We start from the raw sequence: 14,487 nt of genomic DNA, 5'->3' as shown, positions 1-14,487 counted from the left end.
TGCCCTGACTCCTCGACCAGTCAAGGCGATTCAGGGCGTGACAGACAGGGCGATCCTGGAGGGTTCTTGCCTGATCCTGCTCGATAGGGCATCGGGCAGGGTCCAAGGAGGAGGGTGGTCGGCATGGACCTCGACGAGCTGCGCGAGCTGCTGGACCGGCGGGCGCCCACCGGGACGAGCGAACCCCTGCCCGGGGTGTTCCTCTCGCGCGAGACCCGGCCGGGGAGCCCGGAGGCGTCGACGACGGGCACCACGTTCGCGCTGATCGCCCAGGGCACCAAGGAGCTGCGGCTGGGCGCCAAGACGGTCGGCTACGGCCCGGGCGAGTACCTGGTCACGTCGATCGACCTGCCGGTGATCGGCCGGTTCACGGACGCGAGCGAGGAGGTGCCGGCACTGGGCTTCGGCATGACGCTGACCGCACCGGCGATCGCGGAGCTTCTGCTGTCGGCGGAGACGGCGGCTGGGGCACGGGCGGGTGCGGGTACGGGTACGGGTGCGACCAACTGGACAGCACAATCGGGGCGATCGGTTGCGGCCCCCAGGCACGGAGCCAGGACGCGCACGGAGCCGGCAACGGAGCCGTCGGCGAGGGCAGGCTCCCCCGCGCCCTGGGGAACCGGCCCCGCGGGCCACCGCGCCGTCGTCCCGGCGCTGGTCACGAGCCGCGCGCCAGCGGAGCTGGTGGACGCCGTCGGCCGCCTGGTCCGCCTGCTGGACCGGCCGCGCGACCTGCCGGTCCTCGGACCGATGGTGCAGCGGGAGATCCTGTGGCTGCTGGTCACGGGCCCGCAGGGCGACACCGTGCGGCAGCTCGGGCTGGCGGACAGCAAGCTCACGCGCGTGAGCGGCGTCGTGCAGTGGATCCGGGACAACGCAGCCGAGCCGGTCCGCATCGACGACCTGGCCCGACGCGCGGGCCTGAGTGCCTCCGCGTTCCACCGCACGTTCCGCGCGGTGACCGGCTCGAGCCCGCTCCAGTTCCAGAAACAGCTCCGGCTCGCGACGGCGCGGCAGATCCTCGCGTCGCGGGACACGAGCGTCACGCAGGTCGCGTTCGACGTCGGCTACGAGAGCGCGGCCCAGTTCAACCGCGAGTACCGCCGCCTGTTCGGCGCCCCGCCGGGCCGCGACCGCGCGCGGCCGACCGAGCAGGCGCCGTGGCCGCCGGCCGCGGCGGACACGATGGCGGTCGGGCCTGGTGCGAAGGCGGTCGGGCTGAATGCGGAGGCGGTCGGGCTGAATGCGGTCGTGGCCGGGCGTGGTGCGGAGCCGGCCAGGTCCGGCGCGGAGGCGATGGTGGCCCGGCGGGGCGCCAAGACAGGTGCGACGTAGGCACGCGCGACGCGACACCCGCCGCCGGCCGACCATGCACTTGCTGCCAGACGGGTTTCTGCACCGGCAACGTCTGCATGGTCGTTCGCGGAGTCCGGGCGGCCCACACCCTGGCACGCCTCGCGCGGCCAGGCCCGGCTCAGCCCGGCTCAGCCGTCCGGGACCAGCCGGCGGAGCACGGGCTCTGCCGCCGCGACGACGTCGGATCCCTCGATCGCGCCCGAGAGCCACAGGCTCGCAAAGCCGTGCGCCACGGACCATGCGGCGCGGGCGCCGTCGGCGTCGGGCGCGAGGTCCGCGAGCGCCGTGGAGGCCGCCTGCTCGGCGGCACGCAGGTCGGCGTCGTCGGCGTGCAGCAGGCTGCGGTCGAACATGACGGCGAAGTGCCCGGGGTGTCCGACGGCGAACCGCACGTAGGCGACGCCCGCGGCCAGCAGGTCGTCCCCCGCCTGGCCCAGTGCCTCGCCGAGGAGGGTGAAGCCCTCCGTGGCGACGGCGGTGAGCACGCCCGCCTTGTCGCCGAAGTGGTGCGCGGGTGCCGCGTGGGACACGCCCGCGAGCCGCGCCAGCTCGCGCAGGCTGAGGCCGGCGGGTCCGCGCTCGGCGACGGCGGTCGCGGCTGCGGCGACCATGGCCCGGCGCAGGTCTCCGTGGTGGTAGCTCATGGGGATCCGTCCTCTCGCGTCCGCGGCTCGTGATCAGCTCACTCGATCTTGCCATTGACAAGATAGCAGCGCGAGTGATGGGGTGTCGCACGAACTTGTCACCGTCAAGATCGGAGCGGCCATGCCTGTCCCCCTTCCCGTCCTCCTGATCGGGATCACGGCGCTCGCGCGCCTGGTCGGCCTCGCGGTCCCGGCCCTCGACACCTGGCACGACGCCACACGCATCGGCATCGCGGCCGTCTACCTGATCGCGGCGTCCGGACGGCTCATCCCGCACGTGCGCCGAGATCTGGTCCGCATGGTGCCGCCGCGCCTGCCGCGCCCGGACCTGCTCGTGGCCGGCACGGGCGTCCTGGAGCTCGCTGGCGCGGTCGGCCTGCTGGTGCCCGCGACGGCGCCTGTTGCCGCAATCTGCCTCGGGCTGCTGACCCTGGCCATGACGCCGGCCAACATCTCCGCGGCGCGGCGCGGGGTGCTGTTCGACGGCAAGCCGGCCACCCCGGTCGGACGCCGCCTCGCGGAGCAGGTGCTCTACCTGGCCGCGCTGGCCGCCGTCGTCTGGCTGCCGTTCTGAGGCCGACCGGCCTGAGGCTCGCCGCGCCGGGACCCGGCGGCCCGCGGCGCAACCCGCTTCTGGCGGGTCCAGCCCGACCACCCGCGGTCCTCGAGCAGCGCCTCCAGCCGGCGTCCCGCGGGGATGGAGTCCAGCGCGATCGAGTCGAACTGCTCGACGAGCGCGCGCTCCATCTCGCCCGGCCCGTCGCCGGACCACTCGGCATGGCGGTCGAGGACGGCCGCCACCTTGTCGGCCAGCCCGGGCAGCCGCGGGTCGTCCGGCTCCCAGTCGATCCCCTCGCTGATCGCGCGCAGGACGTCGACGAACTCGGCGTCGTCCAGCAACCGGCTCTTGTTCGCCATGGCGGCGGCGACCTCCTCCCGCGAGTACGCGGCGAGCGACAGGATCCAGCTGTCGCGCTCGATCTGGACGACCCGCTCGGGAATGCCGAGCGCACGCCACCGGTCGAGGTAGGCAGCGCCCTCCGGCGGCAGGGCCAGGCTGTCCCCGGCGGCAAGCCGGGCGATGCGCTCCCGGTGCCGCTCGCGCTCCTCGATCTCCGCCCGGAGCCGGGTATCGATCTCGGCGACGGCGGCCGCGAACTCCGCGTCGTCCGCCCGCAGGAGGTCGTGGACCCGGGCCAGCGGGACCCCGGCGTCGGCCAGGGCCCTGACCCGGATCAGGTCCACGACCGCCTGCGCGCCGTACCTGCGGTACCCGGCATGGTCACGCTCGGGCTCCGGAAGCAGTCCGACGGCGTGGTAGTGCCGGACGGTGCGCGCCGTCACGCCGGCGTACGCCGCGACCTGGCCGATGGTCAGCATCGCCCTAGTGTCTCCTCCCGAGTTCGTCCGTCCACGCCTACCTCGTCGGGACCCTGCCGAGCTGGCGCCGGGACCACAGGTATCCGACCGCCCCGATCACCACGCACCACCCGACGGCGAACCAGCCCTCGGACCCGACCGGCGCACCCGAGGTCAGGGATCTCAGGGTCTCGATGATCGGCGTGAACGGCTGGTGCTCGGCGAACTGCCGGAGCCCGACGGGCATCTGCTCGGTGGGCACGAACCCGCTGCTGACGATCGGCAGCACCATCAGCACCAGCGGGGTGTTGCTCGCCGTCTCGATGCTGCCCGCGGCCAGTCCCATCGCGACGGTCAGCCAGGTGAACGAGAACGCCAGCAGGAGCACCAGTCCGGCGGCGCCGAGCCAGCCCACGAGGCCGGCGTCGGAACGGAACCCGAGGAGCACCGCGACCACGATCATCACCGCCAGGGCCAGCACGGTCCGGATCACCGCGCCGAGCACGTGCCCCGCCAGGACCGAGACGCGGGCGATGTCCATGGTCCGGAACCGGGCGAACATGCCGCCCGTCTGGTCGATGGCGACCGCGACCGCCGTCCCGTTCGCGACGCTGGACACCGTCATGATCCAGATCCCCGGGACCAGGTAGGTGAGGTAGTCGGCGCGCGTGCCCCCGCCGTGGACCGGGAGTCCCGCGCCGAGCGTGCCGCCGAACACGTAGACGAACAGCAGCAGGAACACGACCGGGATGGCGATCAGCATGACCGCCAGCGACGGGTAGCGGCTCAGGTGCCGCAGGTTGCGGCGCAGCATGGTCATCGAGTCGCGGAGGACGTAGGTGGGCATCATCGTGCGGTCGCATCCTTCTCTGTGAGGTCGGTGGGGGCGATGGGGTCGGCGGGGTCGACGGCATTCGCGGTGTGGCCCGTGAGCGCCAGGAAGACGTCGTCGAGGTTGGTGCCGTCGCCGGGGACGAGCGCCTTGAGCTCGCCGGGCGTCCCCTCCGCCACGAGCGTGCCGGCGTCGAGCACGCCGACCCGGTCGGCCAGCGCGTCCGCCTCCTCCAGGTACTGGGTGGTCAGGAGCACGGTGACGCCGTCGGCGACCTGTTCCCGCACCACGTCCCAGACCTCGCGCCGGCTGCGTGGGTCGAGGCCTGTGGTCGGCTCGTCGAGGAAGATGAGGCGCGGTCGGGTGATGAGCGTCATCGCCAGGTCCAGACGGCGCCGCATGCCGCCGGACCAGGTCAGGGCCCGACGGTCGGCGGCCTCGACCAGGTCGAACCGCTCGAGCAGGGCCGCGACGTCCTGGGCGGCACTCCGCCGGTCGAGGTGCGACAGGTCAGCCATGAGCCGGAGGTTCTCGCGGCCGGTCAGGAACATGTCGATCGCCGAGAACTGCCCCGTGACGCCGATCGCCGACCGCACCCGGCCCGGCTCGCGGCGCACGTCGTGGCCCGCCACGCGGACCTCGCCGGCGTCGGCCGTGAGCAGCGTGGACAGGATGTTCACCATGGTGGTCTTGCCCGCGCCGTTCGGCCCCAGGAGGGCGTAGACCGTGCCGGCGGGCACGGCGAGATCCACACCGTCGAGCACGTGGTGGTCCCCGAAGGACTTGCGCAGCCCGACCACCGCGATCGCGGTGCCGGGAGCCGATGCGGGCGGTGTCTTCGGTGCCGCCCTGTTCGAAGTGGTCATGACCGCAGCGTGCAAGGTTGCCGCTACGGCAAGGTCAAGCCGGTCAGCGGCCATAGTCCCCGCCCGGCACGTCGAACACCTCCTCCAGCGTGCTCAGGCCGGTCTCGCTCAGGTATCCCGCCAGGTCACGACCGACCCAGCGCAGGTGCCACGCCTCCGGGGCGTACCCCGTCACGGCCTTGTTCTCCGGCGTGTACCGGACCAGGAAGCCGAAGCTCCCCGCGTGCTCGGCGACCCACCGGCCCTCGAGCGTGTCGCCGAAGCACGGCTCGAAGTCGCACGCCGGCCGGCTGCTGCCGCCCACGTCCACCGCCAGGCCCGTCTGGTGCTCGCTGTGGCCCGGCCGCGCCGACACCGCGTCGGCCTGCGCCCTGCCGAGCTGCGCCACCCAGCTCTCGTAGACCGAGGCCTGCTTCGAGTAGCCGCGGTAGGCGCTGCGGAGCGTCAGGTGCACACCGTCGGCCTCGGCGGCGGACAGGAGCGCGGTGAGATCAGGAGCGACGTCGGGGCGCACCAGGTAGCCGCGGACCGTCGTCAGGTCCGGCTCGTAGTCGACCGGGTCGACGGCCACCCGTTTGTTCACGACCACCCACGGGCTCTCCGGGTCCGCGGGCGAGTGGGCTGCCAGGTCGATGCCGGGCACGGCCTCGGCGGGGGCATCCGCGGACTCATCGGCAGGCGCACCCGCAACGGTTCCACCATCGGCAGCCACGCCGTTCGCCGCCGAACCCTCCGCTCCCGCCTCGGGTCCTGGCGAGGCCGACGTCTCGTACGTCGCGCGAGCCGCGCCCGACGCGCACCCCGCGAGGAGGAGCACGGCGGCGAGCATGACGACGGCGATACGTGGCAGGGGCCGGCGGTCCAGGAAGATGGTCACAACCCGGTCGGTGTTCGGCGGCAGGCACGGCATCCCAGCCACGCACTGTGACACGGGTCACAACCGCCGCATGACATGGCCGCTACAACGCCGGACACCCACCGTTCGTAAGCATCGATCGAGAACCCCGGTCGTGCTCGAGCGCCCTTCTTTCCCGACCACCCCTCGCTCCCCGTTCGTCCCCGACCGCTGTCCGTCCCTGACCACCATCGGCACACCGGAGACCGCCCTGGCTACCAACACCGAGCCGCACCGCGTCGTCCCGGGCACGCTCTCGCCCGAACGCACCGAGGAGCTCTTCGCGACGCACGCGCACGGTGTGTACCGGTACGCCCGTGCACGGCTCCCCGCCGCCGAGGCGGAGGATGTCGTGGCCGAGGTCTTCGCGATCGCGTGGCGCAAGGGCGAGCTGCCGGACCACCCACGCGCCTGGCTCCTGGCCGTCGCCCGCCGCGTGCTGGCCAACCAGGTACGCGCCCAGCACCGGCGCACGGCGCTGGTCGACCGGGCCGGGACCCATCCCACCGCGGCCGGCGCGGACGACGTCCGCCTGGTCGGCGAGCTCGACGAGCTCCGTCGCGCCATGGACCTGCTGCGCCCGGCCGACCGCGAGGTCATCGCACTGCTGGCGGCCGCGGAGCTGTCGACGGCAGAGGTGGCCCAGGTGCTCGGCTGCACCACCGCGGTCGCCGCCAACCGGGTGCACCGCGCCCGAGGGCGCCTGCGCGCCGCGTACGCCCGCCTGACCGAGGAAGGAGCCTGACGTGGACGACGACGAGCTGACCCGCGCCCGCCGCGCGCTGCGCGGGGCCGATCCCGAGCTGGACCTGCGGCGGGTGTACGCCCAGTCCCGCGCGCGAGCGACCGACGTCGCGACCGGCAGCGGCGGGACGGGACCGGATCCGAACGAGTTCGATCCCCGCCATCCCGAACAGGCCACCTGGCCCGGTGCCGGACCCGATGACTGGCCCGATACCTCGTCCGACATCGGGAACGTCGAGGTGCTGCTTCGCGACGCCGGTGCGCCGACAGGCCAGGTCCCGCCCGCTCTGCGCCACGGGACAACCCACCGCGGGACACCCGGCCGCAGGATGACCCCCCGCGGCCGGGCGCTCGCATGGAGCGCCGCGGCCGTGACCGCCGCAGTCCTCGCCGTGAGCCTGACCAGCGCGCTCGCACCGGGCGCCCTGCCGGGCTCGGCCCCGGGCCCTGGCACGTCCGGCGCCGTCATCCCGGAGGAGGGCCCGTCGCCGTCACCCACCGTCTGGATGACGCCTGGCGACGTCGTGGCACGCGCGGGCAAGGCGATGTCCGGCGCGAGCTGCGGCGTCAAGACCCGGTCGACCCTCGGGGACGACTCGGCACTGCGCTTCGACCCCGTCGACGGGACAGGCATCGCCGTCCCCAAGACCACGCTGGACCAACAGCCCTTGGAGGTGCTGCAGGCGGCGGCAGCGGCCGTCGTGCTCGGGCTGCCGGGGTACGACGACTCGAACGATCGGACGGGCACCTACGGCCGGACCGACCAGAGCCTTGCCCCGGACGGCGGGGACGCCCAAGAACTCGACACCCGTTCCGACACCTACGAGATCGGAACGGACGGGATCGGAACGGACGGGCTCGGAACGGACGACGTCCACGTGGAGCGAGCAGGCGGGCAGCGTGTCGCCCGGATCCAGGTCGTCCCCACGGACGCCGCCCTGCGCGGCGGCGTCATGACCCGGGTCGAGCTGCTCGTCGACACCACCACCTGGCTACCGAGCGACGTCGAGATCTGGGCGGAGGCCGACGGTGGCAAGCAGATCCGTGTGCACAGCGAGCTCAGCTGGGCGGGGTGCAACGAGCCCAGCATGTCGCCCACGTACGCCACCGACCGCCCCTGACCCAGCCCCAGCCCCAGCCCCAGCCCCAGCCCCAGCCCCAGCGCACCACCCGAGCCCGACCGTTCCACCCCAGCCCACCTCGTCACGCACCGCGATAGGCTCCCGCCGTGCTCCACCGCGCCACCTCTGCCGACCTCGACGACCTGGCCGCGTTCCTGCGCACCGCGGACCTGACGGTCGCGGCGCTCGCCGAGCCCGCCGTCCGCCTCTGGCTGGAGCGGGACCAGGACGGCGCGATCACCGCCACCACGGGGTTCGAGCTCGGCGACGACGGCGAGCACGCGCTGGTGCGCAGCGTCGCCGTCCGCCCCGACCTGCGTGGCACCGGGTCCGGCCTACGCCTGGCCAGTTTCGCGTTGGACCGGGCCGCCGACGCCGGGGCGCGCGAGGCCTGGCTGTTCTCCCGCCGCTCGGGCGGCTTCTGGCAGAAGCTCGGCTTCGGGCCCACGACCACGCAGGCGCTCGCCGCCGCCCTGCCCGACGCGCACCAGGTTGCGCTGTTCCGCTCGACGGGCCAGCTCGACCGCGAGGCCGCCTGGCGCCGTCCGCTGCCCGCGCGTGCTAGCTTCACCGCATGAGGTCTCCAGAAGCATCCAGGTTCGGGCTGCCGGTACTCCGGTAGCCCGAGATGCCCCTGTAGAGACCACCGAGGCCGCGCCTCGCGCCCCGCTCCCTGATCGGACGGGGCATTCTCCGCGCATCCGAAGGGCCCGTAGTGCCGTCACGGCCTACCCGTTCCCTCTCCCCCTTCGGAGTCGTTCATGCCTGTCCTGCTCTACGTGCTCGCGGTCGCGGTCTTCGCGCAAGGCACCTCGGAATTCGTCCTCGCCGGGCTCGTGCCCGGTATCTCCGCCGACCTCGGCGTCTCGCTCGCCGAGGCCGGCTACCTGACCTCGGGTTTCGCGGTCGGGATGGTGGTGGGCGCACCCCTCACGGCCGCCGTCGGACGCCGCCTGGCCCCACGCTGGACCCTCTCCGCGTGCCTGGCCGTGTTCGTCCTGGCCCATGTCTCGGGTGCGCTGACCGACAGCTTCGGCGTGCTGCTCGGCACCCGGTTCGTGGCCGCCCTGGCCAACGCCGGCTTCCTCGCGGTCGCCCTGTCGACCGCCACCCGGGTCGTCCCGGCCGGACGGCGCGCCCGAGCCCTGTCCGTGCTCCTCGGTGGCACGACGCTCGCCCTGATCGCCGGCGTCCCCGCGGGCGCGCTGCTCGGCGAGCTCTGGGGGTGGCGCTCCGCGCTCTGGGCCATCGCGGGGCTCTCGGCCGCGGCGCTGGTCGCCGTCGGCCGGCTGACGCCGCCGCGGACCAGCACCGACCACCCCGGGTCCGCGCGCCCCCGGCTCGACCTCCGGGCCGAGCTCCGCACCCTCCGGTCCCCGGACCTGCTGCGGCACCTCGGCCTGGGGGCGCTGGTCAACGGCGCGACGTTCTGCGCCTTCACCTACCTGGCCGTCACCGTCACGGACGGGGCGGGCCTCGTCCCGTCGCTCGTACCGCTGGTGCTGGCGCTGTTCGGGCTCGGCGCGTTCGCAGGAGTCTCGGTGGCGGGCCGCCTCGCCGATACCCGCGGCCGGCTCCTGCTCGACGTCGCCGGGCCCGCACTGCTCGCGGGGTGGATCGCCTGGGCGGCACTGGCCGACAGCCCCGCCGCCGTGTGGGTGCTGGCCCCGGTGCAGGGTGCGCTGTCCTTCGCGGTGGGCAGCACGCTGATCGCCCGCAGCATGGCGGCAGCCCAGGGCGCACCCACCATGGGCGGCGCGTTCTCGACCGTGGCCCTCAACCTCGGCGCCCTGCTCGGCCCCGTGCTCGGCGGCGCCTCGCTCGGCACGGCCGGGACGGCAGGCCCGCTGATCGTCAGCACCGCGCTGGTCGCCGTCGCCGTCGGGCTCCGGCTCGTCACGGCCCGACGCCGGTCAGGCGCACCGGCCCGCTGACCGACCAGCATCGAACGACCAGCGCCCACCGACCAGCACTGACCAACCAGCACTGACCGCCTGTCGCCGAACAGCTACCTCCGACCGACCATGTACCTGCTGCCACACCACGCACGGACCTGGCAGCAGGTGCATGGTCACCTGCGCGCATGCACCGCTTGGCACACTTTTTATCGCGTGTCCCACCCGGTCCCGAGGCCGTCCCGAGGCGTGGACGGTTTACCGACCACATCCCGGGCATGCCTACGATCAGATCTCATCATCCAGAGCGGTCGAGAGTCCTGGCTCAACGACACCGCAGCAACCTACCTCCGAGGCGCCAATCTCGGGGCAAGGTGCTAACGCCAGGTCCGATGGAGCTGATACGCATGGCAGTCACGAACCCGCACCTTCCCACCGCCACGATCCTGGGCTACCCGCGCATCGGCCGGAGGCGCGAGCTCAAGCGCGCGGTCGAGGCCTTCTGGGCCGGGCGCACCACCGCCGACGAGCTGGAGGCGACCGCCCGCGACCTGCGGCTCGCCACCGCGCGCCGGCTCGTCGACCTGGGCCTGGAAGCCGGGACCGCCGCCGTCCCCGGCTCGTTCTCCTACTACGACCAGGTGCTCGACGCCGTCGCGCTGCTGGGCGCGGTGCCCGAGCGGTTCGCCGGGCTCACCACGGACGAGGGCAGCCTGCCGCTCGCGGCCTACTTCACGGTCGCCCGCGGGGAGGGCGACCGCGCGCCGCTCGAGATGACCAAGTGGTTCGACACGAACTACCACTACCTGGTGCCGGAGATCGGCCCGGACACCCCGATCGGCTTCGTCGACGACCGCGCCGTGCGCGAGTTCACCGAGCTGGCGCACCCGGCCGACGGCGGCCAGGCGGTCGTCACCCGGCCCGTGCTGGTCGGCCCGGTCACGTTCCTGCTGCTCAGCAAGGCGGCGGACGACGCCCCCGAGGGTTTCCGCCCGCTGGACCGGCTCGACGACGTCGTCACCGCGTACGCGGAGCTGCTGCGCACGCTGGCCGCCGCGGGCGCGCCGTGGGTGCAGCTCGACGAGCCCGCCCTGGTCACCGACCTGCTGGACGTCCCCTTCGACGAGGTGGCCGACGCCGTCCGCCGGGCCTACGCGCGCCTGGCGACCGACCTCTCCCCCGCCGGCACCGGCCCGGACGACGCCGCCGAGCGCCCCGCGATCCTGGTCACGGCGCCCTACGGTGACCTGCGCAGCGACGCCGGCGACGGCCTCGCGCTGCTGGCCGGCACCGACGTCGAGGCGATCGCGATCGACGTGGTCCGCGGCGCCGTGCCCGCCGGCCCCGTGCCCGGCCTGGAGAACAAGACCGTGGTCGCGGGCGTGATCGACGGCCACAACATCTGGCGCGCCGACCTCGACGCCCGCCTCACCGTCCTGGAGGGGCTCGCCGCCTCCGGCACGGGCCTCGGTGCCGGCACGGTCGCCGTCGGCACCTCGACCTCGCTGCTGCACGTGCCGCACGACGTCGCCGACGAGCCCCGCCTGGAGCAGGGCCTGAAGTCGTGGCTCGCGTTCGCCGACCAGAAGGTCGCCGAGGTCGCCACGCTGGCCACGGGCCTGAGCCAGGGCCGCGCGGCCGTTGCCGACCGGCTCGCCGAGTCGACCGCGGCGGTGCGCTCCCGCGCCGAGGCGCCCGGCGTCGTCGTCCCGCGGGTGCGGGAGCGGACCGCCGCCCTGACCGCGGCCGACACGCGGCGCGCGCCGTACGCGGAGCGCGCCGCCGCGCAGCAGGCGCGGCTGAACCTGCCGGCCCTGCCGACCACGACCATCGGTTCGTTCCCGCAGACGTCGGAGATCCGCAGCACGCGCGCCGCGTGGGTGCGGGGCGAGCTGTCCGACGCCGACTACACGGCGGCGATGCGCGCGGAGATCGCGAGCACGGTCGCGCTGCAGGAGGAGCTGGGCCTGGACGTGCTGGTGCACGGCGAGCCCGAGCGCAACGACATGGTGCAGTACTTCGCGGAGCAGCTCGACGGCTTCGCGACGACCGTCAACGGCTGGGTGCAGTCGTACGGCTCGCGCTGTGTGCGGCCGCCGATCCTGTGGGGCGACGTCTCCCGGCCCGCGCCCCTGACGGTCGAGTGGACGGCGTACGCGGCATCGCTGACGTCACGGCCGGTCAAGGGCATGCTCACGGGCCCGGTCACGATCCTGGCCTGGTCGTTCGTCCGCGACGACCTGCCGCTGGGCGACACGGCCGACCAGGTCGCCCTCGCGCTGCGCGACGAGGTGACGGACCTGGAGGCCGCGGGCATCGGCGTCGTGCAGGTGGACGAGCCCGCGCTGCGCGAGCTGCTGCCGCTGCGCACGGCCGCGCACCCCGGCTACCTGGAGTGGTCGGTGCGTTCGTTCCGGCTCTCGACCGCCGGTGCCGACACCGCCACGCAGGTGCACACGCACCTGTGCTACTCGGAGTTCGGCCAGGTCATCGGCGCGATCGACGGCCTCGACGCGGACGTGACGTCCGTGGAGGCGGCGCGGTCCCGCATGGAGATCGTCCCCGAGCTGGCCGACGCCGGGTACGGCCGCGGCATCGGGCCGGGCGTCTACGACATCCACAGCCCGCGCGTGCCGTCCGTCGAGGAGGTGACCGACCTGGTCGAGCTTGCCGCCAAGTCGATCGACCCCCGGCTGGTCTGGGTCAACCCGGACTGCGGCCTGAAGACCCGCGCGTACGCGGAGACGAAGGAGTCGCTGGCCAACCTGGTGGCGGCGGCGAAGGCGGTCCGCGCCACCCTCTGACGCCGGTCCGCTCTGCCGGCTGCCGCTGACCGCCGTCCGCGGTTGCACTTCGAGGCCTAAGTTTCTTCGCTCTGGGACGTCTCTGAGCGAAGAAACTTAGGCCTCGAAGTGCAGTGGAGCCCGAGGAGTCGAGCTCACCGACCGGGAGCCGTCAGCCCACGCGCCACTTCTGGGCCGCGGTGCCGTTGCAGGTCCAGATCTGCAGCTGCGTGCCGTTCGCGCTGTTGCTGTTCGGCACGTCCACGCACTTGTTCGCGAGGATCGAGACCAGGTCCCCCGCGCCGCTCAGCGTGAACTGCTGGGCCGGGTTGCCGCTGCAGTTGGCGAGCTGCACGGCCGTGCCGTCGGCCGTGTTGCCCCAGGCCACGTCCACGCACTTGCCGCCGGCCCGCAGGGTGCCGTCGGACTGGAACGCGAAGTTCTGCGCGCTGGTGCCGTTGCAGGTCCACAGCTGCAGCCGCTTGCCGTCGGAGAAGTCCGAGTTCGGCACGTCGATGCACTTGCCCGCCAGGCCGACCAGCGGTCGGCCCCCGCTTCCACCGCCGGTGGTGGTCAGCTGCAGGCCGTACGCGCTCAGGATCGGGTTGACCGGCTGGTAGATGAACCGGCCGTTCGACGAGCAGTCGCCGATGCGGCCCGAGGTGACGCCCTGGGCCTGGTTGCCCGAGAGCACCGAACCGCCGGAGTCGCCGCCCTCGGCGCACGCCGAACCGGTGGCCATGCCCGGGATGTCGCCGTCACCGTAGTTGATGGTCACGTTCTTCTCCTGGATGACGCCGCAGCGCCAGCCCGTGGTGCGGCCCGAGCGGCACACCGCCGCGCCGATGCCCTGCTCGGAGGAGCCGGCGACCGCCGTCGTGCCGCCCGCGTAGTTGTTCACCGCGGGGGTGGGCGTCCAGTTGCTGTTGGTGCCGACCCAGGCCCAGTCGTGGCCCGGGAACGTGGAGCCGCGGTAGGTGCCGAGCGCGGCACCGTCGGGCGCGTTGACAGGGTCGCCGGTCGAGCCGCAGTGCCCGGCCGTGACGAACCCGCCCGAGACGGCGAAGCCGATCGAGCACAGGGTCACGTACCCGTTGCCGAGCGGCTTGTGGAACTCGTCGCCACCGCGGATGTCGCGCGCCGTCTGAGGCGCTCGGGTCGACTTCTCCACCCGGACGACGTCGGCCGGCACGTCCGACTCGGCGATCATCGCCTTCGCCGCCGCCGTGTCGGCCGCCTCGACGACCACCTCGTTGGTCACCGGGTCCGCGTACCAGGCGTGCACCGAGTCGGGCGCGCCCACCTCGTCGAGCGACTCCTTCCAGGCGGTCAGGGCCTCCAGGCTGTGCTCGACGACGACGGCGTCCGCACCGGCGCGCTCGGCCACCCTGGCGGCGGCCGCGCTGGTGACGCCGACGCGCGGGGCCTCGGCGCCGTCGGGCAGCCAGGTGCCCGCGTACCGGTCGCCGAGCGCGGCGGTCAGGTGCTGCTCGATGATCGCGGCGTCGGCGTCGCGGGCAAGACGGGCGGGGATCTCGGCCTTGCTGAGGCCGAGGTCGCGCTCCATCGCGCGGACCTGGCCGTCGGGCAGGGCGGCGGGGCGGTCGGCGTCCTGGGCGCTCAGGACGCTCTGTGCGCTCTGGGCGTCCTGCGTCGCCGGGGCGGCACCCGCCGCGCTCGCGCCGGTGAGCGCCGTGCCGGCCATCAGCACGGCGGCTGACAGCGCTATCACGGAACGTGACGTTCTCAGGGATCGGGACATTGGTGTGCTCCTCGTCAGGCCTGGGGAACCTCGTGTGCCTCGGAGCGTATTGACGGTGCGGCACCACCAGAACGGGTGGGACGACCCTGTGTGGAAAGTACCTATCCATCCCTTATGCGCAACCACCAGCGCACAGGAGCTGGGGTCACTCACCCGGGCCAGATCCGAGATCGGTCCGATGTCATGAGACCGGTCAGTCAACCGACCGGTCTCATCGCATCCGACCGATC

13 protein-coding genes and 1 riboswitch are annotated in these 14,487 nt (G+C 73.5%); of the genes, 7 read left to right on the top strand and 6 right to left on the bottom strand.

Features of this window, described 5'->3' with window-relative positions; translation table 11 throughout:
- Window positions 1-123 precede the first annotated feature (123 nt).
- Window positions 124-1,335, top strand: a complete 1,212-nt coding sequence (locus ACH47X_RS10980) for an AraC family transcriptional regulator (RefSeq protein WP_397404128.1) — start codon at window positions 124-126, stop codon at window positions 1,333-1,335.
- Window positions 1,336-1,484: 149 nt separating this feature from the next.
- On the opposite strand, the gene ACH47X_RS10975 is transcribed toward ACH47X_RS10980, so the two are convergent.
- Window positions 1,485-2,000, bottom strand: a complete 516-nt coding sequence (locus tag ACH47X_RS10975; protein ID WP_397404126.1) for a TetR/AcrR family transcriptional regulator — start codon at window positions 1,998-2,000, stop codon at window positions 1,485-1,487.
- 121 nt (window positions 2,001-2,121) lie between these two features.
- On the opposite strand from ACH47X_RS10975, the gene ACH47X_RS10970 reads away from it, so the two are divergent.
- Window positions 2,122-2,574 carry a DoxX family protein gene (locus ACH47X_RS10970; RefSeq protein WP_397404124.1) on the top strand — a complete coding sequence of 151 codons (453 nt, stop codon included), beginning with the start codon at window positions 2,122-2,124 and terminating at the stop codon, window positions 2,572-2,574.
- Here the strand turns inward: ACH47X_RS10970 and ACH47X_RS10965 are convergent.
- The 4 genes from ACH47X_RS10965 to ACH47X_RS10950 are packed head-to-tail and all read right to left on the bottom strand — an operon-like array spanning window position 2,532 to window position 5,934.
- A complete protein-coding gene (locus ACH47X_RS10965) occupies window positions 2,532-3,380 on the bottom strand; it encodes a MerR family transcriptional regulator (RefSeq protein ID WP_397404122.1) in 849 nt (282 codons plus the stop codon). The two genes, ACH47X_RS10970 and ACH47X_RS10965, sit on opposite strands and share 43 nt — an antisense overlap.
- Window positions 3,381-3,417: 37 nt before the next feature.
- Window positions 3,418-4,206, bottom strand: a complete 789-nt coding sequence (locus ACH47X_RS10960) for an ABC transporter permease (protein WP_397404120.1) — start codon at window positions 4,204-4,206, stop codon at window positions 3,418-3,420.
- Window positions 4,206-5,057: an ABC transporter ATP-binding protein gene (locus tag ACH47X_RS10955; RefSeq protein WP_397404117.1), complete on the bottom strand. Its 852-nt coding sequence runs from the start codon at window positions 5,055-5,057 to the stop codon at window positions 4,206-4,208. The genes ACH47X_RS10960 and ACH47X_RS10955 overlap by 1 nt, the downstream gene beginning before the upstream one ends.
- A gap of 43 nt (window positions 5,058-5,100) precedes the next feature.
- The gene (locus ACH47X_RS10950; RefSeq protein ID WP_397404115.1) at window positions 5,101-5,934 is read right to left on the bottom strand and encodes a M15 family metallopeptidase; all 834 of its coding nucleotides are present in this window, start codon (window positions 5,932-5,934) and stop codon (window positions 5,101-5,103) included.
- Window positions 5,935-6,067: 133 nt separating this feature from the next.
- On the opposite strand from ACH47X_RS10950, the gene ACH47X_RS10945 reads away from it, so the two are divergent.
- The 5 genes from ACH47X_RS10945 to metE all read left to right on the top strand — a co-directional run bounded on the left by ACH47X_RS10945 (window position 6,068) and on the right by metE (window position 12,516).
- Complete coding sequence (locus ACH47X_RS10945; protein ID WP_397404113.1) at window positions 6,068-6,697, top strand: RNA polymerase sigma factor; 630 nt, start codon at window positions 6,068-6,070, stop codon at window positions 6,695-6,697.
- 1 nt (window position 6,698) lies between these two features.
- Window positions 6,699-7,817, top strand: a complete 1,119-nt coding sequence (locus ACH47X_RS10940) for a hypothetical protein (protein WP_397404111.1) — start codon at window positions 6,699-6,701, stop codon at window positions 7,815-7,817.
- Between the two features lie 107 nt (window positions 7,818-7,924).
- Complete coding sequence (locus tag ACH47X_RS10935) at window positions 7,925-8,395, top strand: GNAT family N-acetyltransferase (protein WP_397404109.1); 471 nt, start codon at window positions 7,925-7,927, stop codon at window positions 8,393-8,395.
- Between the two features lie 183 nt (window positions 8,396-8,578).
- Complete coding sequence (locus ACH47X_RS10930) at window positions 8,579-9,751, top strand: Cmx/CmrA family chloramphenicol efflux MFS transporter (RefSeq protein WP_397404107.1); 1,173 nt, start codon at window positions 8,579-8,581, stop codon at window positions 9,749-9,751.
- 256 nt (window positions 9,752-10,007) lie between these two features.
- A riboswitch (SAM riboswitch) is annotated at window positions 10,008-10,111 on the top strand.
- Between the two features lie 8 nt (window positions 10,112-10,119).
- Entirely contained in the window at window positions 10,120-12,516 is a 2,397-nt protein-coding gene (gene metE / locus ACH47X_RS10925; protein WP_397404105.1) for a 5-methyltetrahydropteroyltriglutamate--homocysteine S-methyltransferase, read from the top strand.
- A 151-nt stretch (window positions 12,517-12,667) separates the two neighbouring features.
- Here the strand turns inward: metE and ACH47X_RS10920 are convergent, their stop codons facing one another.
- Window positions 12,668-14,227: a ricin-type beta-trefoil lectin domain protein gene (locus ACH47X_RS10920; protein ID WP_397404103.1), complete on the bottom strand. Its 1,560-nt coding sequence runs from the start codon at window positions 14,225-14,227 to the stop codon at window positions 12,668-12,670.
- Between the last annotated feature and the right edge of the window lie 260 nt (window positions 14,228-14,487).

Origin of the sequence: Promicromonospora kroppenstedtii (assembly GCF_044389675.1) — a bacterium.
GTDB classification, from domain to species: domain Bacteria; phylum Actinomycetota; class Actinomycetes; order Actinomycetales; family Cellulomonadaceae; genus Promicromonospora; species Promicromonospora kroppenstedtii.
Note: the sequence above shows the minus strand (reverse complement) of the source record. Positions and strands in the feature narration are given on the sequence as shown.